Raw genomic sequence first — 19836 nt, forward strand, 5'->3', positions numbered from 1 at the left:
ATCAGCAAATACGGCCACGGATATAACGCGATGTCCACCTGTGGAGGTCCTAAAGATGAGCACGACGTTCGCTGCGCGATTGAATCGCCTGTTTGACACGGTGTACCCGCCGGGTCGCGGACCGCATACGTCGGCGGAAGTGATCGGCGCGCTCAAGGCGGAGGGTGTCACCATGTCGGCGCCCTACCTGTCTCAGCTGCGCTCCGGCAACCGCACCAACCCTTCCGCCGCAACGATGACGGCCCTTGCCAATTTCTTCCGCATCAAGCCCGCCTACTTCACCGACGACGAGTACTACGAGAAGCTCGACAAGGAGCTCACGTGGTTGGCGAACATGCGTGACGAGGGCGTCCGCCGGATCGCCGCTCGCACGGTGGGCCTGTCGGCGGAAGCCCAGCAGGATCTCGTCCTCAAGGCCGAGGAACTGCGCCGCAAAGAGCACCTGGACGACTAGCTCCAGGTCGCCGATGCGGCGACGAAGGAGTCGGCTTAGGAGCTAGGCGCGCACTTCCGTCTGACGCTTCATGTCGCGGTACTGGCGTGCGATCTCGATGATCCACTCACGGTCGGAGTAACTCTCCGGCTGCCGGAGCGTGCCCAGGCCGGGAAATGCGTCGGGACCTCCGTGGATCCACCGTGCAATGGCCTGTGCCTGCTGCGTCGGCGACATGTCTTCGGGTGCCGTCGCGTGGTCGTTCCGGTCACCACGACGGGCGAGCTGTGCGGCCGTCGCTTCGAGGAACAGCGCGTCGGAGATCAACGACAGCTGCTCGGCCACCCGGAACACCAGTGGCCCACGCGGTCGCTCCCCGATGCCGACGTCGGGTTGCCTGTGCTCCAACTCAGCCAGCAGCGGCCCGATCAGCCTCAGCTCACGTCGGCTCGCGACCCAGTCCTCGACGGTGGGAAGCAGCGAACCCGCCGCCACCACCGCCATGGCGGTGGCCAGCAGCGTCACCGCGGAGCCGATGCCGACCAGCTGCGTGTTGCCGAATGCCTGCATCATGAAGAACGCGCTGGCCAGCAGGATCAGCACGATTCCGACGGTGAAGACGAACAAGGCCCGGCCCCTGCGGCTGCGGCTGGAGTTGCGCATCCCCGCCCACGACACCAGCGTCAGCGCCAACAGTATGTACAGCAGGGGCAGCAGCCACGAGGTCGACAGGTTCGGTGTGCCGAGGTTACGTGCCAGGTACTCCTCGGGAGACATCTCCGGCTGCTGACCACGGGTGAAGAACAGCACCAGTGTCACCACCGCGATGACGCCGGCCACCCCGTACTGGACCATCGCGATGCGCCGCGTCACCGCCGGATGCCTGGTGGACGCGGCCGTGGTGATCATCACGCAACTACCCGCCGCGCACCCGATCAGAGCCACCTGGCTCAGGCCCATAGAGACGTTGGGCCAGTGCAGAACAGTGTCCAGAAGGAGCGTCAGTGGCGACCAATTGAGGGCAGCCACCAACGCAAGGCTGCCCAGCGCGACGATCATGGCTGTGCTGACCAGAGACTGTTTGTTGACCAGGGCCCAACCGATGCGCACTCCGGTCGCGAGGCTGAGCAGGCCGGCGATCACCCAGACGGTCAACCAAACGCCTCTCCGAGCCGCACCTGGACAATCGAGGACCTGTCCGAGGGCATCCGGCCCAACCGGTAGATCAGCAACGCTGCGAAGTCCTCGGCCTCCTGTTCGGCGTCGGCGCCGTTGGGGCCCATGCAGCCGGTGCGCTGGTTCAGCATGTAGCCGATGAGGTCATCGCTGGCCGCTTCGGTGACCTGGCGGGCCGCTTCCGCCACGGGCATGCCTTGATGGCCGAGTACAAGGTGACCGAGTTCGTGGGCCAAGGTGCGCTGCCATGTCGGTAGCCCGTGCTGGATGAGGAAGACATCGTGATCGACGTATTGCCGCCACTGCCCGCAGACGCCCGCCGGCAGGTCGGCCAGTTCGATTTCGATGGGGCGGCCACGGTCGCTGCTCACCGCGGCGATCAGCCTGGCCAATGACACCTCCCCACGCCGAGGAGCCAGCGCAAGCACGTCATTGACCGCTTTGGTCACGCGTCTGTCCGCCGACATGTCACCCCCTCCCCGACATGGTTATTGCAGGAAGCGCGCTGTCCCCGCCGCGCGGATGGTGTGGCCGGCTTTCGCCTGGCGATATCCGACCAATCCCCCTGCCGCCGTTAGGGCCACTATGCCCGCTACACCGGGAAGTGCAATGCCTGCTATCTCGGTGAGTTTGGCTGACCTCAGATATTGCGGGTAACCGGCGCGGAAGCCCTCCGGCAACGGGTTGCGCACCGGACCGGCGGCGGGCGCCGATACCGCCGGCCGAAGCTGCTCGGGCTGGACGGGCCGGGGTGCTGGAGGTTCAGTGTCCGGAGGTGGTGGTGTGGGGCGCGCCGGAACCGCGGCCGGAATCGGCGCCGGAATCGGAATCGGCACAACGAGGACGGGCGGGGCGATCGGTGCCGGAGCTGCGGTCAGGCCGGCCAGTCCCCCGAGGCCGGCATCGAGAGCTTCCGGGGCCGCTAATGGGTCGCTGACCTCAGGGAAGGACTCGCGCGGCACGTCCGGGAAGCCACCGTTACCGCCGCCGTTACCTCCCCAGTTGCCTCCCCCACCACTGGTGGGTGGATTCCCCGGCCACGGGTTGCCGGGTCCGGGGTTACCGCCTGGTTCTTCGGGTTCGTTGGGTTCCTCCGGCCCTTCTCCACACGGCTCGCCGGGTCCGTGGCCGTCACCTGGCCTGCCCGGTCCGTGGCCGTCACCGGGCCTACCGGGTCCGTGGCCGTCACCGGGCCTGCCCGGCCCATGGCCGTCACCGGGCCTGCCCGGCCCATGGCCATCACCGGGCTCGCCGGGTCCATGGCCATCACCGGGCTCGCCGGGTCCATGGCCATCACCGGGCCTGCCCGGCCCATGGCCATCACCTGGCCTGCCCGGCCCATGACCGTCACCTGGTCCCCCCGGCCCATGACCGCCACCCGGCTTGTCTGGTTTGTCGGGCTTGTCTGGCTTGTCGGGTTTCTCCGGCTTGCCGGGCCGGTCCGGCTTGTCGGGTTTCTCGGGTTTGTCCGGCTTGCCGGGTTTGTCCGGTCCGTCCGGCTTGCCGGGCCGGTCCGGCTTGCCACCTGGCCTTGCGGGTCCGTCCCCGGACCTACCCGGCCGGTCCGGGCCGCGGGAATCCGAGCCGGCGCCGTTGTCGTGATGACCCGGGCTGGCCAGGGCGGTCGAAGCACCCCAGCCACCTGCTCCGCCGATCAGCAAACCGCCTGCAAGCGCAGCGCCGATCGCAGCCATGCGCACTCGCGACCCGTCCACACTCATCCCGATTCGTCACGCCGACGCCTTGCGGCTGCGCTCGCCACCACTCGGCGTCCGCTCCGAACTTTGACCCATTCTCGCATATCCGCAGGTCGTAATTCGGGCCGCCGGGGTAGGCGATAGGGTTTATCCGGACTCGCGGCATCGACCGCGATATGCGACGACAGCACCGGGAGGCGACAGGTATGGGCCTGTTCACCAAGCGAAAGAGCCGTGCCACGCGCAAGGCCGAGGCCAAAGCGATCAAGGCGAAGGCAAAGCTCGAAGCCAAGCTCGACGCCAAAAACGAGAAGCGGCGCATCAAGTCGGCCCAGCGGGCCGAAACCCGCTCGTTGAAGGCACAACTGCGTTCTCAACGCGACAGCGAGCGTAACTCGCTGCGCATCGCGGAGGCCGAGCTGAAGGCGGCCCGCGAAGGCAAGCTGTTGTCGCCGGCCCGCATCCGTCGCACTCTCACCGTCACCAGGCTGCTGGCTCCGATTCTGGTGCCCATCGTTTACCGGGCGGCGACGTCGGCGCGTGGTCTGCTCGACGAGCGCCGCGCAGACCGTCTCGGGGTGCCGCTGAGCCAGCTCGGCCAGTTCTCCGGCCACGGTGGGCAACTGTCGGCACGTATCGCCGGGGCAGAGCGCTCACTGCGCAGCGTGGCGGAGAAAAAGCCCAAGGACGCCGAAACCAAGCAGTTCGTCACCGCTATCGGTGACCGGCTCGCCGACCTCGCTGCTGCGGTGACTGCCGCGGAGTCCATGCCGACGGCCCGCCGCCGCGCTGCCCATGCGGCCATTGCCGAGCAACTCGACGGCATCGATGCCGACCTGATGGCCCGCCTGGGCGTGTTGTAGACCCACACCCCTGCCGTGTCCCGTTTCAAGGCGTCGACCGCCGCCGCGTTCACCGCGGCGCTGGCCGTGGCGGCGCACGCACTGGCCGGTGGCGGCTGGCCCACCGGTGGGGCAGTTGCACTGCTGGCGGTGCTGGCCGTTGCGACGGGCTTGGTTGCGGGTGCGTCTGCTGACCGCCATCTGGCGGTGATCCTGGCCCTCGGCCAAGCGACTGGGCACCTGGCTCTGGCAGCCGTCGGCCATGTCCACCACACAGCAACCGCGCCTTGGCAATTGATGTTGTTCAGCCACGCTGTCGCAGTCACAGTCGGGGCCGCGCTGATGATTTTGGCGCAGCAGTTGGGCCGAGTCCTGTCCCGTGCGATTCGTCGGTGCACCACCGCGGTGCAAGTGCCGGCCGACGCGCCGCACATCTTGCAGCTGCGCGTCGATCATCAACCACTGCAACACGTTCGGTTACTGGCAGCGTCGTTGACGCATCGGGGTCCGCCGGCGCGCGCGTACTGACGCCGCCCCGACACCTCTGACCAGAAAGTTCAACCCCATGACAACCGCATCGCGGTCGGCGCTGCGCGCACTGTGCGCCGCGACCTCCGCTCTTCTTCTGGCGAGCGCCTTCGCCTTTCTCACCGCTGCCCCCGCTTCGGCGCACGCCGCGTTGGTGTCGTCCGACCCGGCCGCGGACACCACCGTGCCCACCCATCCACAGCGAGTCACCGCGACCTTCAACGAGGCGATGCAGCCTGCGTTCGCGGCCATGACGGTCGTCGGTCCAGACGGCGGCCAGTGGGGCAAGGGTGAGGTCGAGGTCCGTGGGGCCACCCTCGGGATCGCCGTCCTGCCCGGCGGTCCAGCCGGGTTGTACACCGTGAACTACCGTGCCACCTCGGCCGACGGGCACGTGGTGTCCGGTTCGTGGGGGTACACGGTCACCGAGCCCGCTTCGAGCGCCACCCCTGCGACCACACCGGCCGCGTCGACACCCACGCCCGCGGCCATTGAGGAGCCGGTGCCCACTCCGCCGGACAGCGCCGGTGGGTCACCGGTGTGGCCCTACGTTCTTGGTGCCTCGTTGATCGTCGCCGGCGGTGCACTGTGGGCGGTACGGCGCCGGTCGTGACCGTCGTCCGCACCGCGGTGGCTGTCGCGGGTGTGGTCGCAGTGACGCTGGCCGGAGCTTGGCTGCTGGCGCAGCCACTGCTGTCACCGTCGGCTGCCGCGGTCCGCGCGGTCGCCGATGGAGCGGCAGTGACGGCACTCGGCCTGGCTACGGTGCAGATGCTCGACGGGCACCGCTTCCGTGACGAGCTGATGGCCCGCGCTTCCACACCGCTGGTGGCGGCCGGGGCCATCTGGCTGATCGCCGAATTGGTGCGGTTGACACTCGGCGCCGCCGAGGCCGCCGACGTGGCCGTAGGCCAGCTGTCCGCGCAGACCACCTGGGATTTCGCGACGCTGACCTCCGCCGGCCGCTCCGGTGTGCTCAGTCTCCTGGCAGCGGCCGCGATCGCCGCCACCGCCATGCTGCTGCGTCCGTCACCGGCGGTCCGCCTGGCCGCCGCCGGTGCGGCGGCCACCGGTCTGGCGGCCCGCGCGGTGACGGGACATCTAGCCGAAGGGACTCTGAGCGCTACCGCCGTGGTGGTGCACGCACTGGCGGCGGCCGTCTGGTGCGGCGTGCTCACGGCATTGGCACTGACCGTGCGTTCACGTGGTCAGTGGGCCAGGGTGCTGCCGACGTTCTCCCAGCTGTCGCTGCTGTGCGTGTCCGTCCTGGTGGTCGGTGGCACCGTGAGCGCCCTGACGCGCATCGGGACGCTCTCGGAGCTGGTCACCACCGGTTATGGTCGGATCCTCGTGGCCAAGCTGATCGCCACGGCGGTGCTGGTGGCATTGGCCGCGCGGTACCGGGCCACCTGGGTGCCGTCGGCGACTTCGCATCGGATCAGCGCACAGGCATCACGTCGCAAGTCGCTGATCGAGCTGGCGGTGATGGCGGTGGCTCTGACCTTGGCCGCGGCGTTGACAGTGACCGGCTGACCCCGTTGTCGCCGCGGCCCCACCTGGCATGATGGGGCACTGCCGGTCGTGATGACACGCGTCTGGAGCAGATGACATTAAGGAGCAGTCCGATGGCCGACCCGCAGGAGCCACCCGAGAAGCACCCAGAAGGTGCACCGGAGCCCCCTGCCAAAAAGGCCCCGGCCAAGAAGACCCCGGCCAAAAAGGCTCCGGCGAAGAAGACCCCGGCCAAAAAGGCACCCGCCAAGGCACCGGCCAAAAAAGCACCCGCGAAGAAAGCTCCCGCGAAGAAGGCCGTTCCTCCGCCGCCGCCACCGGCTGCGCCCGCCGAGGCGGTGACCGTCGGCGCCAAAGAGGTGGCGGCACAGGCCAAGTCCACAGTTGAAGAGGCCTCCGACAGCGTGGCGGCACCCGCGCAACGGGATCGTTCGCCGCTGCCCATCGTGGTGGCGGTCCTGGTCAGCCTGCTGGCGGTGCTGGTGGTGCGTCAGCTGCGCCGTAATTCGCACTGACCGGGCGGCGCTAGCATTCACCCGTGACTGTGACTTTCCGCGCCACCGCTGATCTGGTCGACGAAATCGGTTCCGACGTGCGTAGCTGCGACCTGCAGCTGCGCCAGTTCGGGGGTCGCGACACCTTCGCCGGTCCCGTGGTGACGGTGCGCTGTTTTCAGGACAACGCGCTGCTGAAGTCCGTGCTCTCCGAGCCGGGTGACGGGTCGGTGCTGGTGGTCGACGGGGACGCGTCGCTACACACCGCGCTGGTCGGTGACCTGATCGCCGAGCTGGGCCGTTCCAACGGCTGGGCGGGACTGATCGTCAACGGCGCCGTCCGCGACGCCTCCACCCTGCGCACCCTCGACATCGGCATCAAGGCGTTGGGCACCAATCCGCGCAAGAGCACCAAGACCGGTGCGGGTGAGCGCGACGTCGCCGTCAGCTTCGGCGGCGTCACGTTCAACCCTGGCGATATCGCCTACAGCGATGACGACGGGATCGTCGTCACCACGCCGTGATCAGGAAACTTCCACCGGCACACGGTGTTTGGTGAAGTGCAGGGCGGGGTCGTCGACCTTGCCCTGCCGGATCACCCGAAGGTCCACGAAGTAGTTCTGCTTGAGCCGCCACGGCGTCTCGGAACCCGACTTCGGGAGCCGGTCGATGGCGCGCAAGATGTAGCCCGACGACAGATCGACGAACGGCCTGCGCTCCACCCCCTCACCCGGCTCTTCGGGAACCACGGTGTCGTACCCGTGGGCGTCCATGTAGTTCAGCAGTTTGGCCACGTACTCCGAGGTGAGGTCGGCCTTGAGGGTCCACGAGGCATTGGTGTAGCCGAAGGTGAACACCACGTTCGGCAGACCCGAGAGCATCATCCCCTTGAAGGCCACCGACTGCGCGAGGTCCACCGGCACGCCGTTGCGTAGCACCTGGGCCCCGCCGAAGAACTGGATGTTCAATCCTGTTGCGGTGACGATGATGTCGGCATCGAGATGTTCACCGGAGGTGAGCTGGATGCCCTGTGCGGTGAACCGCTCGATGGTGTCGGTCACCACGTCGGCGTTGCCCTTGCGGATGGCCTTGAACAGATCACCGTTGGGCGCCAGGCACAGACGCTGATCCCATGGTTTGTAGTCGGGGCCGAAGTGCTTCTCGACATCGAAGCCCTCGGGGAGCCTGCGCTGAGCCATGGTGAGCAGGGTCTTGCGCATGTACGACGGAAAGCGTTGCGACAGTTGGTATTGCGTGGTGCTGAAGATGATGGCTTTCCATCGGTTGATGATGTGCGCCACCTTGGCAGGCAGGTACCTGTTGGCTTTCTCCGCCACCGGATCGATGTCAGGCAGCGACCCGATGTAGGTGGGGGTGCGCTGTAGCATGGTCACGTGGCCGGCGCCCGAATTGACCAGTGCCGGAATGAGTGTCACCGCGGTGGCGCCGCTGCCGATGACCACGACCTTCTTGCCGGTGTAATCCAGGTTCTCGGGCCAGTGCTGCGGATGCACGATGGTGCCCGCGAAGTCCTCGGCGCCGGGGAACTCCGGCGAGTAACCCTGGTCGTAGTTGTAGTAGCCGCTGCAGGCCAGCAGGAAGCCACAGGAGAGCGTCTTCTGCTGCCCGTCGGTCTCGACCGTCAGGTTCCAGCGGTTCTCGGTGTCGGACCAGTCGGCGGCCACCACTTTGTGGTTGAACCGCACGTGCTTGTCGATACCGTTTTCGGTGGCCGCCTCTTTGAGGTAGGCCAGGATCGATGCGCCGTCGGCAATGGACTTGGCCGACGTCCACGGCTTGAAGCGGAAGCCGAGGGTGAACATGTCCGAGTCCGACCGGATGCCCGGGTATTTGAACAGGTCCCAGGTGCCCCCCATGTCCGCGCGGGCCTCCAGGATGGTGAAGCTCTTGCCTGGGCAGCGCTGCTGCAGGTGCCAGGCGGCGCTGATTCCGGAAATTCCGGCCCCGACGATGACAACATCGACAAATTCGGTCATATGTCAAAAGGTATCAACGGGGTGTCGAGGCAGTCAACACCCTGTCGAAAGTTTCGACACCCTGTAAAGTCCGAGTATGTGACCACTGTCAGCAAGCCGCGCGGCCGCCGCTCCTCCCGCCCCACCGGTGAGGACCGCGAGCAGGCCATCCTGGCTACCGCCACCCGCCTGCTGACGGAGAAGTCCTACGCCGACATCTCCGTCGATGACCTGGCCAGAGGTGCCGGGCTGTCCCGGCCGACGTTCTACTTCTACTTCCCGTCCAAAGAAGCCGTACTGCTCACGCTCCTGGACCCGATGATCCAGCGCGCCGACACCGGCTTCCCCGCGATGAAGACCCTGCCCGGCGACCCCCGTCGGGCACTACGTGCCGGCATCAACACCTTCTTCGAGGCGTTCGCCTCCGATCCGGTGCTCGGCAAGGCGGCCGCCGAAGCCGTTGGTACATCCCCGGAAGTGAGGGCACTGTGGTCCCGCTTCATGGAGAAATGGATCGGCCAGACCGCGGCCATCATCGAAGCCGAACGCGCCCGGGGAGCCGCACCGGACACCATCGGTGCCCGCGACCTGGCCACCGCGCTCAACGAGATGAACGAACGTGTGATGGTCGCCGCGCTGGCCGATGAAGAGCTGGCCGTGTCCCGGGATCGACTGGTCGACACCCTCACCCACATCTGGTTGAACAGCATCTACGGCCAGATCCCGTAAACATCTACGGCCAGATCCCGTAAACCTGTCGGCCTCTGATGCGAACATGTGTTCGTGTTGGAGGCCGCCACGATCATGCATGCCGATCTGGACTCCTTCTATGCATCCGTCGAGCAGCGCGATGACCCGACCCTGCGCGGGCGGCCGGTGATCGTCGGCGGCGGGGTGGTGCTGGCGGCCAGCTATGAGGCCAAGGCGTACGGCGTCAAGACCGCGATGGGCGGACGCCAGGCGCTGCAGCTCTGCCCGGGGGCAGTGGTGGTGCCACCGCGGATGTCGGCCTACTCCCAGGCCAGCGCCGCGGTGTTCGACGTCTTCCGGGACACCACCCCGCTGGTGGAGCCACTGTCGGTGGACGAGGCGTTCCTCGACGTCGGCGGGTTGCGACGCACCGCGGGCGACCCGGTACAGATCGCGGCCGTGCTCCGGCGACGGGTGCGCGAGGAGGTGGGCCTGCCCATCACCGTCGGCATCGCCCGCACCAAGTTCCTCGCCAAGGTGGCCAGCCAGGAGGCAAAGCCGGACGGACTGCTGCTGGTCACGCCCGAGCACGAGCTGCAGTTCCTGCACCCGCTGCCGGTGCGCCGGTTGTGGGGTGTGGGTGCTAAAACCGAGGAGAAGCTGCGGGCCCACGGCATCCACACCGTGGCGCAGGTCGCCGAGCTCGGCGAGTCCACCCTGGCCGCGATGGTGGGCGCCGCCATGGGCCACCAGTTGTTCTGCCTGTCACGCAACATCGACCGGCGCCGCGTCGTCACCGGCGTTCGCCGGCGCTCCGTCGGTGCGCAGCGTGCGCTGGGTCGACGAGGAAACACCATGTCCGACAGCGAGATCGACGCTGTGGTGGTCAACCTTGTCGACCGCATCACCCGTCGAATGCGTGGCGCCCAACGCACCGGCCGCACCGTCACGCTGCGGCTGCGGTTCGATGATTTCGGCCGTGTCACCCGCTCGCACACCCTGCCGCGGGCGACCGGTAGTACGGAGCCCATTCTTGCTGCCGCCCGTGAACTGGTGTCCGGCGCGGCGCCGCTGATCCGTCAGCGTGGGCTCACCCTTGTGGGTTTCGCCGTCTCCAACATCGACACCGAAGGGGCCCAGCAGCTCGAGCTGAACTTCGACAGCACGCCGGATCTGCTGGCGGTGGACTCGGCCGTGGACCGGGTGCGGCAGAAGTTCGGAAACTCCTCCCTGACCCGCGGGGTGCTGGTGGGCCGGGACCCGGGACTGGAGATGCCTACCCTGCCGTGAACTCCAGCAGCTTCTCCGCCGGCCACGTGTTGATGATCCGTTCCACCGGCACCTCGTTGTCCAGAGCCCGCTGGGCGCCATAGCCCAGGAAGTCCAGCTGACCCGGCGCATGCGCATCGGTGTCGATCGAAAAGTGGCACCCGATGTCCAGTGCCAGCCGCAGCAGCCGCGTCGGCGGATCGCGTCGCTCCGGGCGCGAATTGATCTCGACGGCGGTGCCGTGGTCCCGGCACGCCGTGAACACCTTCTCGGCGTCGAACTGCGATTCCGGACGGGTACCGCGACCGCCGGTGACCAGCCGCCCAGTGCAGTGCCCCAGCACGTCGGCATACCCTTCGGACACCGCGCGCACCATCCGGCGGGTCATCGCCGCGGCATCCATCTTCAGCTTCGAGTGCACGCTCGCCACCACGATGTCGAGGCGTTCGAGCAATTCGGGTTCTTGATCCAGGGAGCCGTCGTCGAGGATGTCAACCTCGATGCCGGTCAGGATCCGCATGGGCGCGAACCGCTCGCGCAGCTCGTCGATGACGTCTAACTGGTGGCGCAACCGTTCGGGCGACAGCCCGTTGGCCACCGTCAGCCGCGGTGAGTGGTCGGTCAGGGCGCAGTACTCGTGGCCCAGCCGCTGAGCGGTAGCCATCATCTCCTCTATCGGTGCCGACCCGTCCGACCAATTCGAATGCACATGCAGGTCGCCCCGCAGAGCCGCACGTATCTCGCCTCCGCCCAGATCGCCTGCAGCAGCGCGTAATTCCACCAAGGTGTCTGGCTCCCGGCCGGCCCACGCCTGGGCGATCACCACCGCTGTCTTGGGTCCGATACCCGGTAGCGACTGCCAGGTGTTGGCCGCGCCGTGCCTTTCGCGCTGAGCTTCGGAGAGGTTCTCCACCACGTCGGCGGCGTTGCGGTAGGCCATTACCCGCCGTGACTCCTCGCGGGCCCGGTCCTTGTAGAACGCGATCTCCCGCAGCGCAGTCACAGGGTCCATGGCTCCAGTCTGCCCCGGGTCAGGGACACCACTGAGGGTCGCGCCCGCTGCGTCCGACGATCCGGTCCAGCGCCGGGGCCGCCTCGTCGACGGCCACCGCGGGCCCGAACAGTCCTTGGGTGCCGGCGTCGTCGAACGCCGCGAGGTGCTGCAGGCACGCCCGGGCGGTCGCATCGTCCACGTCGTAGTGGCGGCCGATGCTGCGCGCGATGTCCCAGCCGTGGATCACCACCTCGGCCAGCGCCACCGACCCGGCCACGTCCCCCGGCAGGTCCACGCCACCGGCTCGAGTCATCCCCTCCCACGCGGACGGGTTCTGCCACGCCCGCGCCAGTTCCGCGAGGTGCTCGGGGTACGTCAGCCGCCAGCCGGGGGTCAGCTGCGCCGGCTGGTCGTCAGGGGACGTGTCGGTCAACGGACCCAGGTCCTTGCGCGCGGCGGCCGCGAAGGCCACCGAGAGCATGCCGACGTGGGCCACCACGTCGCCCACGGTCATGAGTGCACACGGCGTCGGCCCGTCGAGGTGCTGGTCTGCGACATCTGCCAGCACGTCGGCGGTGCGGCGGCAGGCATGACTGAGATCGATCATGGAAGTACCGACCGCGGCAGGGCGGCGATCTCATCGCGCACTGCCAGAAAACAGGACTAGCGTCGGTGGACGTGCGATATGCGTTCAAGACTTCCCCACAGAACACCACCTGGGCCGAGATGCTGTCCGTCTGGCAGGCCGCCGACGGTATCGACGTCTTCGAGTCCGGGTGGACCTTCGACCACTTCTATCCGATCTTCTCCGATCCCACCGGCCCCTGCCTCGAGGGCTGGGTGACGCTGACCGCGCTGGCGCAGGCCACCGAACGGCTGCGGGTCGGGGTGCTGGTCACCGGCATCCACTACCGGCATCCCGCGGTGCTGGCCAACATGGCCTCGGCGCTGGACATCGTCTCCGGCGGCCGCCTGGACCTCGGGATCGGGGCCGGCTGGAACGAGGAGGAATCGGGCGCCTACGGGATCGAGCTCGGCTCCATCAAGGAACGCTTCGACCGCTTCGAAGAGGCCTGCGAGGTGCTCACCAGCCTGCTCAGCAAGGAGACCACCGATTTCGACGGCACGTTCTACCAGCTGCGCAATGCCCGCAACGAGCCCAAGGGCCCGCAGCAGCCGCATCCGCCGATCTGCATCGGCGGCAGCGGTGAGAAGCGCACGCTGAAGATCACCGCCAAGTACGCCCAGCACTGGAACTTCGTCGGCGGAACGCCCGCGGAGTTCGCCCGCAAACGCGATGTGCTGGCGTCACACTGCGCTGACATCGGTCGCGACCCGGCGGAGATCATGCTCTCGGCCCACGTGCGCCTCGGCGAGGACCGGGATTACCAGCGGGTGGTCGACGAGGCTGCCGCCCTGGGCGCCGAGGGACTGGATCTGGCGATCATCTATCTGCCACAGCACGACCCGGCGATCCTGGAACCGCTCGCCGAGGCCCTCCGCGGATAACAATCCGATAACAACGAGCAAAGAAGAACTGACCACCGCCCACGGACGGCGCGCGCCCGGGGTCAGACGCCGTAGCGCAGCAGTTCGTCGGCGGTCACCAGACGCTCCTGCTTGGCGGGGAATTCTCGGCTCTTCACGGGATGGCGGAACAATGACCAGGCGATTCGCCCCACCCGCGACCGGGTTATCGGGTTGACGTGCATCGCTATCACTCCTGCGATCGGAAATAGCTGAACCGGGGGCTCATGCTACCGCAGCGCCCACGGGAAAACATTACATACCGAGTTTTCGGCAAACACCGACAGGCGCGCCGCCCGAAACATCAGATGTTTCTGCCGGTGCGCCTGTGGCTTGTGTGCCGGATGCTCTGCGGGTTACCGCTGGGGCGCCGCCGTCGGTTTGATCGGAGCGGGCAGAGCCGTCTCGCCGACGAGGAACCTGTCCACAGCCGCCGCGGCGGCTCGGCCCTCGGCGATGGCCCACACGATCAGCGACTGTCCGCGACCCATGTCGCCGGCAACGAAGACGCCGGGCACCGTGGTCTGGAAGTCGTCATCGCGGGTGACGTTTCCGCGGGCGTTGAACTCGACGCCCAGGTCGGTCAGCAGACCCTCCTTCTGCGGTCCGACGAAGCCCATGGCCAGGAAGACGATGTCGGCCTCGAGCTCGAAGTCGCTGCCCTCGACCTTCTCGAACTTGCCGCTGACCATCTTCACTTCGTGCACTTTGAGGGCCCGGACGTTGCCCGAGTCGTCACCCAGGAACTCCTCGGTGTTGACGGAGAACACCCGCTCGCCGCCTTCTTCGTGCGCAGAGGACACCCGGAACATCAACGGGTAGGTGGGCCACGGTGTCGAGTCGGCCCGCTCCTGCGGAGGTCGCGGCATGATCTCGAACTGGTGGATGCTGGCCGCGCCCTGGCGGTGGGAGGTGCCCAGGCAGTCGGCGCCAGTGTCACCGCCGCCGATGATCACGACCTTCTTGCCCTTGGCGGTGATGGGCGGCTCGCCGTCCTCGCCGACGACAGGATCGCCGTTCTGCACCCTGTTGGCCCACGGCAGGAATTCCATCGCCTGGTGGATGCCGCCCAGTTCGCGGCCGGGGATCGGCAAATCCCGCCATGCGGTTGCACCACCGGCCAGTAAGACCGCGTCGAAGTCGTCGTGAAGTTGCTCGACAGTGACGTCGACGCCGACGTTCACGCCCGCGCGGAACTCGGTGCCTTCGGCTTCCATCTGCTCGAGTCGCCGGTCGATGTGGCGCTTCTCCATCTTGAACTCGGGGATGCCGTAGCGCAGCAGACCGCCGATGCGGTCGGCACGCTCGAACACCGTGACCTGATGGCCCGCCCTGGTCAGCTGCTGCGCAGCGGCCAGTCCTGCCGGTCCCGAACCCACGACGGCAACCCTCTTGCCGGTCAGCGTTTCCGGCGGCAGGGGCACCACCCAGCCCTCATCGAAGGCGTTGTCGATGATCTCGACCTCGACCTGCTTGATGGTCACCGCGTCCTGGTTGATGCCAAGGACACAGGAGGCCTCACACGGAGCCGGGCACAGCCTGCCGGTGAACTCCGGGAAGTTGTTGGTGGCGTGCAGTCGTTCGATGGCGTCGCGCCAGCGACCCCGGAACACCAGGTCATTCCACTCGGGAATCAGGTTGCCCAACGGGCATCCGTTGTGGCAGAACGGGATGCCGCAGTCCATGCACCGCGATGCCTGCACCTGCAGGGCATCGTGGCTGAACTCCTCGTAGACCTCTTTCCAGTCCTTGAGGCGCAGCGGTACCGGCCGCCGCGCCGGGGTCTCGCGAACGGTGTGCTTGAGGAAGCCGCTGGGGTCACCCACGAGCTGCCGCCATGATCGCCTCGGAAATCTGATCCCGATTCAAACCTTGGTCTTCGGCCTCGGCCATCGCCTGCAGTACCCGCTTGTAGTCGCGGGGCATCACCTTCACGAAGTTCTCCTGCTCTGCCTGCCAGTCCGCCAGGACCTGCTTGCCGATCGCCGAGTCGGTGGCATCGACGTGCGCGACGATGGTGTCCTGCAACCATGTCAGGTCGGAGTCGTCGAAAGCGTCGAGTTCCACCATCTCGGTGTTGAGGTTGTCGGCCAGTTCCCCGGCCGGGTCATACACATAGGCCACGCCGCCGGACATGCCCGCGGCGAAGTTGCGTCCGGTCTTACCCAGGATCACCACCCGGCCGCCGGTCATGTACTCACAGCCGTGGTCGCCGACACCCTCCACCACGGCGTGGGCGCCGGAGTTGCGCACCGCGAACCGCTCGCCGACCACGCCGCGCAGGTAGGCCTGCCCACTGGTGGCGCCGAACAGGATCACGTTGCCGCCGATGATGTTCTCCTCGGCCACGTAGTCCGCCGGCACGTCGTCCGACGGCCGCACCACGATGCGACCACCCGAGAGTCCCTTGCCCACATAATCATTGGCGTCGCCGCAGACGCGCAGCGTGATGCCCTGGGGTAGGAACGCGCCGAAGCTGTTACCCGCCGAGCCGTTGAACGTGATGTCGATGGTGCCGTCGGGCAGGCCACCCGCGCCGTAGGCCTTGGTGACCTCGTGTCCCAGCATGGTGCCCACGGTGCGGTTCACGTTGGCGATGGTCGTGGAAAAGCGCACGGGCGTCTGCGAGTCCAGTGCCTCGCGGCACTGCACGATCAGTTGCTGGTCCAGCGCCTTGTCCAGCCCGTGGTCCTGTCGCGAGCTGCAGTACAGGTCCTGGTTCATGAACGCCGACTCCGGCTCGTGCAGCACCGGCGACAAGTCCAGCTTGTGGGCCTTCCAGTGCTCGGCGGCCCGGGTGGTGTCCAGTGCGTTCACCTGACCCACTGCCTCGTTCAGCGTGCGGAAACCGAGCTGCGCCATCAGTTCCCGGACTTCTTCGGCGATGAACATCATGAAGTTCTCGACAAACTCCGGCTTGCCGTTGAAGCGCTGCCGCAGCACCGGGTTCTGGGTGGCGACACCCACGGGGCAGGTGTCGAGGTGGCAGACCCGCATCATGATGCAGCCGGACACCACCAGGGGTGCGGTGGCGAAGCCGAATTCCTCGGCACCCAGCAGGGCGGCGATCATGACGTCGCGACCGGTCTTGAGCTGGCCGTCCACCTGCACCACGATGCGGTCGCGAAGACCGTTGAGCAGCAGGGTCTGCTGCGTCTCGGCCAGGCCCAGCTCCCAGGGCGCGCCCGCGTGCTTCTGCGACGTCAACGGCGTGGCACCGGTGCCACCGTCATGCCCGGAGATCAGCACAACGTCGGCATGGGCCTTCGAAACACCGGCGGCAACCGTGCCGACACCGTTCTCCGACACCAGTTTCACGTGAATCCGGGCCTGCGGGTTGGCATTCTTCAGGTCGTGGATCAGCTGCGCCAGATCCTCGATGGAGTAGATGTCGTGATGCGGCGGGGGCGAGATCAAACCCACACCCGGCGTCGAATGCCGCACCTCGGCCACCCACGGGTACACCTTGTGGCCCGGAAGCTGGCCGCCCTCACCAGGTTTGGCGCCCTGGGCCATCTTGATCTGGATGTCGGTGCAGTTGGACAGGTAGTGCGACGTCACGCCGAAGCGACCCGAGGCCACCTGCTTGATGGCGCTGCGTCGCCAGTCGCCTCCTTCGTCGGCGTCGAAGCGGTCGACGGACTCGCCGCCCTCGCCGGAGTTGGACCGTCCACCGAGGCGATTCATCGCGATGGCCAGCGTCTCGTGCGCCTCGGCCGAGATCGAGCCGTAACTCATGGCACCGGTGGAGAATCGCTTCACGATCTCGCTGGCGGGTTCCACCTCGTCAATCGGAACCGGTTGGCGCACACCTTCTTTGAACTTCAACAGGCCACGCAGTGACGCCATGCGCTCACTCTGGTCGTCCACCAGCGCGGTGTACTCCTTGAACACCGAGTACTGCCCGGTGCGGGTGGAGTGCTGCAGCTTGAACACCGTGTCCGGGTTGAACAGGTGGTATTCGCCCTCGCGGCGCCACTGGTACTCGCCGCCGACCTCGAGTTCGCGGTGGGCACGCTCATCGGGCCGCTCCAGGTAGGCCAGCTCGTGGCGGGTGGCCACGTCGGCGGCGATGTCGTCGAGGTCGATTCCGCCGGTGGCGCAGTGCAATCCGCTGAAGTACTCGTCGAGCACCCGCTGGTTGATACCGACGGCCTGGAACAGCTGGGCGCCGGTGTAGGAGGCCAGGGTCGAAATGCCCATCTTGGACATCACCTTCAGCACACCCTTGCCCGCCGCCTTGACGTAGTTCGCCTTGGCCTGATCGCTGGTCAGTCCGGTGATGACGCCGCGGTCGATCATGTCCTCGATGGACTCGAACGCCATGTAGGGGTTGATGGCGGCAGCACCGAACCCACACAACATCGCCATGTGGTGCACCTCGCGCGCATCGCCGCTCTCGACGACGAGCCCCACCTGGGTACGGGTGCGCTCCCGCACCAGATGGTGGTGCACAGCGGCCACCGAGAGCAGCGACGGGATGGGGGCCAGCCACTCGTTGGACTCGCGGTCACTGAGCACGATGATGCGGGCGCCGTTGCGGATGGCTTGCGACACCTTCTTGCGGACGTCTTCGAGGGCCCGACGCAGCCCGACACCACCGTCGGCCACCGGATACAGGCAGCTGACCACCGCCGCGCGCATACCGTGCTTGCGACCGCGGATCTCGTGATCGGGGTCGACGTTGATCAGCTTGGCCAGGTCTGCGTTGCGCAGGATCGGCTGGGGCAGCACGATCTGGCGGCACGAGTTCTCGTCGGGGTTGAGCAGGTCACCCTCGGGTCCGATGACACCCTGCAGGCTGGTCACCACCTCTTCCCGGATGGCGTCCAGCGGCGGGTTGGTGACCTGGGCGAACAGCTGCTGGAAGTAATCGTAGAGCATCCGCGGCCGCTGCGACAACACGGCGATCGGAGTGTCGGTGCCCATCGAGCCCAGCGCCTCGGCCCCGGTGCGCGCCATGGGCGCCACCAGCAGGTTCAGCTCTTCATAGGTGTAGCCGAACACCTGCTGGCGCAGCACCACGCGGTGGTGCGGCATCCGCACGTAGTTACCCTGCGGCAGGTCATCGACGTGGAACAGACCGGCGTCCAGCCACTCCTGGTACGGGTGTTCGGCGGCCAGCTCGGCCTTGACCTCTTCGTCGGAGACGATGCGCCCTTGGGCGGTGTCCACCAGGAACATCCGGCCCGGCTGCAGTCGCATCCGACGGACCACCTTGGACGGCTCCAGGTCCAGCACACCGGCTTCGGAGGCCAGCACCACCAGGCCGTCCTCGGTGACCCAGATGCGTGACGGCCGCAGACCGTTGCGGTCCAGCACCGCGCCGATGACGGTGCCGTCGGTGAAGCACACCGAGGCCGGGCCGTCCCAGGGCTCCATCAGCGAGCCGTGGTACCGGTAGAACGCCCGGCGCGCCGGGTCCATCGCCTCGTTGCGTTCCCAGGCCTCGGGGATCATCATCAGCATCGCGTGGGCGACGCTGCGTCCGCCCAGGTAGAGCAGCTCGAGCACCTCGTCGAAGCGGGCGGTGTCCGAGGCTCCGGGGGTGCAGACGGGGAAGATCTTGTTGAGGTCGTTGTGGTAGCCGAAGACGTCGGTGTGGATCAGCGCTTCACGTGCGCGCATCCAGTTCTCGTTGCCGGTGACGGTGTTGATCTCACCGTTGTGGGCGACCATCCGGAAGGGGTGGGCCAACGGCCAGGACGGGAAGGTGTTGGTGGAGAAGCGCGAATGCACGATGCCCAGCGCGCTGGTCATCCGCTGGTCCTGCAGGTCCAGGTAGAACGCCCGCAACTGCGGGGTGGTGAGCATGCCCTTGTACACCAGGGTGTTGCCGGAAAGGCTTGGGAAGTACACGGTTTCACGGCCGGGGCCGTCCTGGCCCGGGCCGCGGGTGCCGAGTTCGTGTTCGGCGCGCTTGCGGATGACGTAGGCGCGACGCTCCAGCTCCATCCCGGACTCGCCGGCGATGAAGAGCTGGCGGAAGGTGGGCATGGCGTCGCGGGCCAGCGCTCCCAGCGACGACTCGTCCGTGGGGACGCCACGCCAGCCCAGCACACGAAGACCTTCGGCCTCGACGATCTTCTCGACGGCCTCGCAGGCGCGGGCGGCGTCCTTGGACGACTGGGGCAGGAACGCGATACCGGTGGCGTACTCGCCGAGCGGCGGAAGCTCGAATGCCCCCTCCTCCTGCAACACCGCGCGCAGGAATGCGTCGGGGACCTGGATGAGGATGCCCGCGCCGTCACCGGTGTTGGGCTCAGCTCCCTGGGCGCCACGGTGTTCGAGGTTGAGCAGGGCGGTGATCGCCTTGTCCACGATGTCGCGGCTGCGACGACCGTGCATGTCGGCGACCATCGCCACACCACAGGAATCGTGTTCGTAGGCGGGGTTGTACATCCCCTGGGGTCCCAATGCCATCGGCGGTTCCCACCTGACCCTTCGTGAAGAGAATTAGGACTGTTTGTGCTGCTTGCGGTGGTTGTCCAGGCTCACCGCAACTCCGCAGGGCAATAGGCTGCGCCCCTGAAGCTTGCTCGTCTGCACTGTCGGTGACCCGCGGCATCCGTGCAGCGCTGAACGGCGGCCCATCACGGGGTCATGACAAAGTCGTAAAACGATATGTCAAACAGGGGCTGACATGCCAACTTAGTGCACCCTAACTTTTGTTTGCGGGGTGCGGGCGGTGATTCGGC

The 19836-nt window shown here is 67.2% G+C and carries 19 protein-coding genes; 10 read left to right on the forward strand and 9 right to left on the reverse strand.

The features are described from left to right. Positions 1–55 precede the first annotated feature (55 nt). Positions 56–454: a helix-turn-helix transcriptional regulator gene (locus tag BVC93_RS11280; RefSeq protein WP_083737238.1), complete on the forward strand. Its 399-nt coding sequence runs from the start codon at positions 56–58 to the stop codon at positions 452–454. A 42-nt stretch (positions 455–496) separates the two neighbouring features. On the opposite strand, the gene BVC93_RS11285 is transcribed toward BVC93_RS11280, so the two are convergent. Genes BVC93_RS11285 through BVC93_RS33935 form a run of 3 tightly spaced genes read right to left on the reverse strand, consistent with a single transcriptional unit; the run spans position 497 to position 3303 of the window. Continuing rightward, the gene (locus tag BVC93_RS11285; protein ID WP_083737239.1) at positions 497–1588 is read right to left on the reverse strand and encodes a hypothetical protein; all 1092 of its coding nucleotides are present in this window, start codon (positions 1586–1588) and stop codon (positions 497–499) included. Next, entirely contained in the window at positions 1585–2076 is a 492-nt protein-coding gene (locus BVC93_RS11290) for an ImmA/IrrE family metallo-endopeptidase (RefSeq protein ID WP_083737240.1), read from the reverse strand. The genes BVC93_RS11285 and BVC93_RS11290 overlap by 4 nt, the downstream gene beginning before the upstream one ends. Positions 2077–2097: 21 nt before the next feature. Further along, positions 2098–3303 (reverse strand): hypothetical protein, encoded by a 1206-nt coding sequence (locus BVC93_RS33935; RefSeq protein WP_157516862.1) that lies wholly within the window; start codon positions 3301–3303, stop codon positions 2098–2100. 209 nt (positions 3304–3512) lie between these two features. Here BVC93_RS33935 and BVC93_RS11305 point away from each other — a divergent pair, with 209 nt between their 5' ends. From BVC93_RS11305 to rraA, 6 genes are all read left to right on the forward strand, one after another. After that, the gene (locus BVC93_RS11305; RefSeq protein WP_083737243.1) at positions 3513–4169 is read left to right on the forward strand and encodes a DUF6474 family protein; all 657 of its coding nucleotides are present in this window, start codon (positions 3513–3515) and stop codon (positions 4167–4169) included. A gap of 15 nt (positions 4170–4184) precedes the next feature. Continuing rightward, positions 4185–4676: a hypothetical protein gene (locus tag BVC93_RS11310; protein ID WP_083737244.1), complete on the forward strand. Its 492-nt coding sequence runs from the start codon at positions 4185–4187 to the stop codon at positions 4674–4676. Between the two features lie 37 nt (positions 4677–4713). Continuing rightward, positions 4714–5289 (forward strand): copper resistance CopC family protein, encoded by a 576-nt coding sequence (locus BVC93_RS11315; RefSeq protein WP_083737245.1) that lies wholly within the window; start codon positions 4714–4716, stop codon positions 5287–5289. Then, complete coding sequence (locus tag BVC93_RS11320) at positions 5286–6209, forward strand: CopD family protein (protein WP_236950324.1); 924 nt, start codon at positions 5286–5288, stop codon at positions 6207–6209. The genes BVC93_RS11315 and BVC93_RS11320 overlap by 4 nt, the downstream gene beginning before the upstream one ends. A 92-nt stretch (positions 6210–6301) precedes the next feature. Further along, positions 6302–6703, forward strand: a complete 402-nt coding sequence (locus BVC93_RS11325) for an Rv3852 family protein (protein ID WP_083737247.1) — start codon at positions 6302–6304, stop codon at positions 6701–6703. 23 nt (positions 6704–6726) lie between these two features. Beyond that, positions 6727–7206, forward strand: coding sequence for a ribonuclease E activity regulator RraA (gene rraA, locus BVC93_RS11330; RefSeq protein WP_083737248.1), 480 nt, complete (start codon positions 6727–6729; stop codon positions 7204–7206). Here the strand turns inward: rraA and BVC93_RS11335 are convergent, their stop codons facing one another. After that, a complete protein-coding gene (locus BVC93_RS11335) occupies positions 7207–8679 on the reverse strand; it encodes a flavin-containing monooxygenase (RefSeq protein ID WP_083737249.1) in 1473 nt (490 codons plus the stop codon). Between the two features lie 78 nt (positions 8680–8757). Between BVC93_RS11335 and BVC93_RS11340 the strand changes: the two genes are divergently transcribed. Together BVC93_RS11340 and dinB are read left to right on the forward strand one after the other, a co-directional pair. Further along, positions 8758–9387: a TetR/AcrR family transcriptional regulator gene (locus BVC93_RS11340; RefSeq protein ID WP_083737250.1), complete on the forward strand. Its 630-nt coding sequence runs from the start codon at positions 8758–8760 to the stop codon at positions 9385–9387. Positions 9388–9462: 75 nt separating this feature from the next. Further along, on the forward strand, positions 9463–10638 hold the full coding sequence (gene dinB / locus BVC93_RS11345) for a DNA polymerase IV (protein ID WP_236950429.1): 1176 nt from the start codon (positions 9463–9465) through the stop codon (positions 10636–10638). Here dinB and BVC93_RS11350 read toward each other — a convergent pair. Further along, positions 10625–11629 (reverse strand): PHP domain-containing protein, encoded by a 1005-nt coding sequence (locus BVC93_RS11350; RefSeq protein ID WP_083737252.1) that lies wholly within the window; start codon positions 11627–11629, stop codon positions 10625–10627. The genes dinB and BVC93_RS11350 overlap by 14 nt on opposite strands. A 19-nt stretch (positions 11630–11648) precedes the next feature. Further along, the gene (locus tag BVC93_RS11355; RefSeq protein ID WP_083737253.1) at positions 11649–12218 is read right to left on the reverse strand and encodes a TIGR03086 family metal-binding protein; all 570 of its coding nucleotides are present in this window, start codon (positions 12216–12218) and stop codon (positions 11649–11651) included. A gap of 71 nt (positions 12219–12289) precedes the next feature. Here BVC93_RS11355 and BVC93_RS11360 point away from each other — a divergent pair, with 71 nt between their 5' ends. Further along, positions 12290–13120, forward strand: a complete 831-nt coding sequence (locus BVC93_RS11360; protein WP_083737254.1) for an LLM class F420-dependent oxidoreductase — start codon at positions 12290–12292, stop codon at positions 13118–13120. Between the two features lie 62 nt (positions 13121–13182). On the opposite strand, the gene BVC93_RS33040 is transcribed toward BVC93_RS11360, so the two are convergent. The 3 genes from BVC93_RS33040 to gltB form a co-directional block, all read right to left on the reverse strand. Next, positions 13183–13323, reverse strand: coding sequence for a hypothetical protein (locus BVC93_RS33040; RefSeq protein ID WP_157516863.1), 141 nt, complete (start codon positions 13321–13323; stop codon positions 13183–13185). A 171-nt stretch (positions 13324–13494) separates the two neighbouring features. After that, a complete protein-coding gene (locus BVC93_RS11365) occupies positions 13495–14964 on the reverse strand; it encodes a glutamate synthase subunit beta (protein WP_083737255.1) in 1470 nt (489 codons plus the stop codon). Continuing rightward, a complete protein-coding gene (gene gltB, locus BVC93_RS11370; RefSeq protein WP_083737256.1) occupies positions 14957–19561 on the reverse strand; it encodes a glutamate synthase large subunit in 4605 nt (1534 codons plus the stop codon). The genes BVC93_RS11365 and gltB overlap by 8 nt, the downstream gene beginning before the upstream one ends. Positions 19562–19836 lie beyond the last annotated feature (275 nt).

The sequence above is a fragment of the Mycobacterium sp. MS1601 genome, assembly GCF_001984215.1.
Lineage (GTDB): Bacteria > Actinomycetota > Actinomycetes > Mycobacteriales > Mycobacteriaceae > Mycobacterium.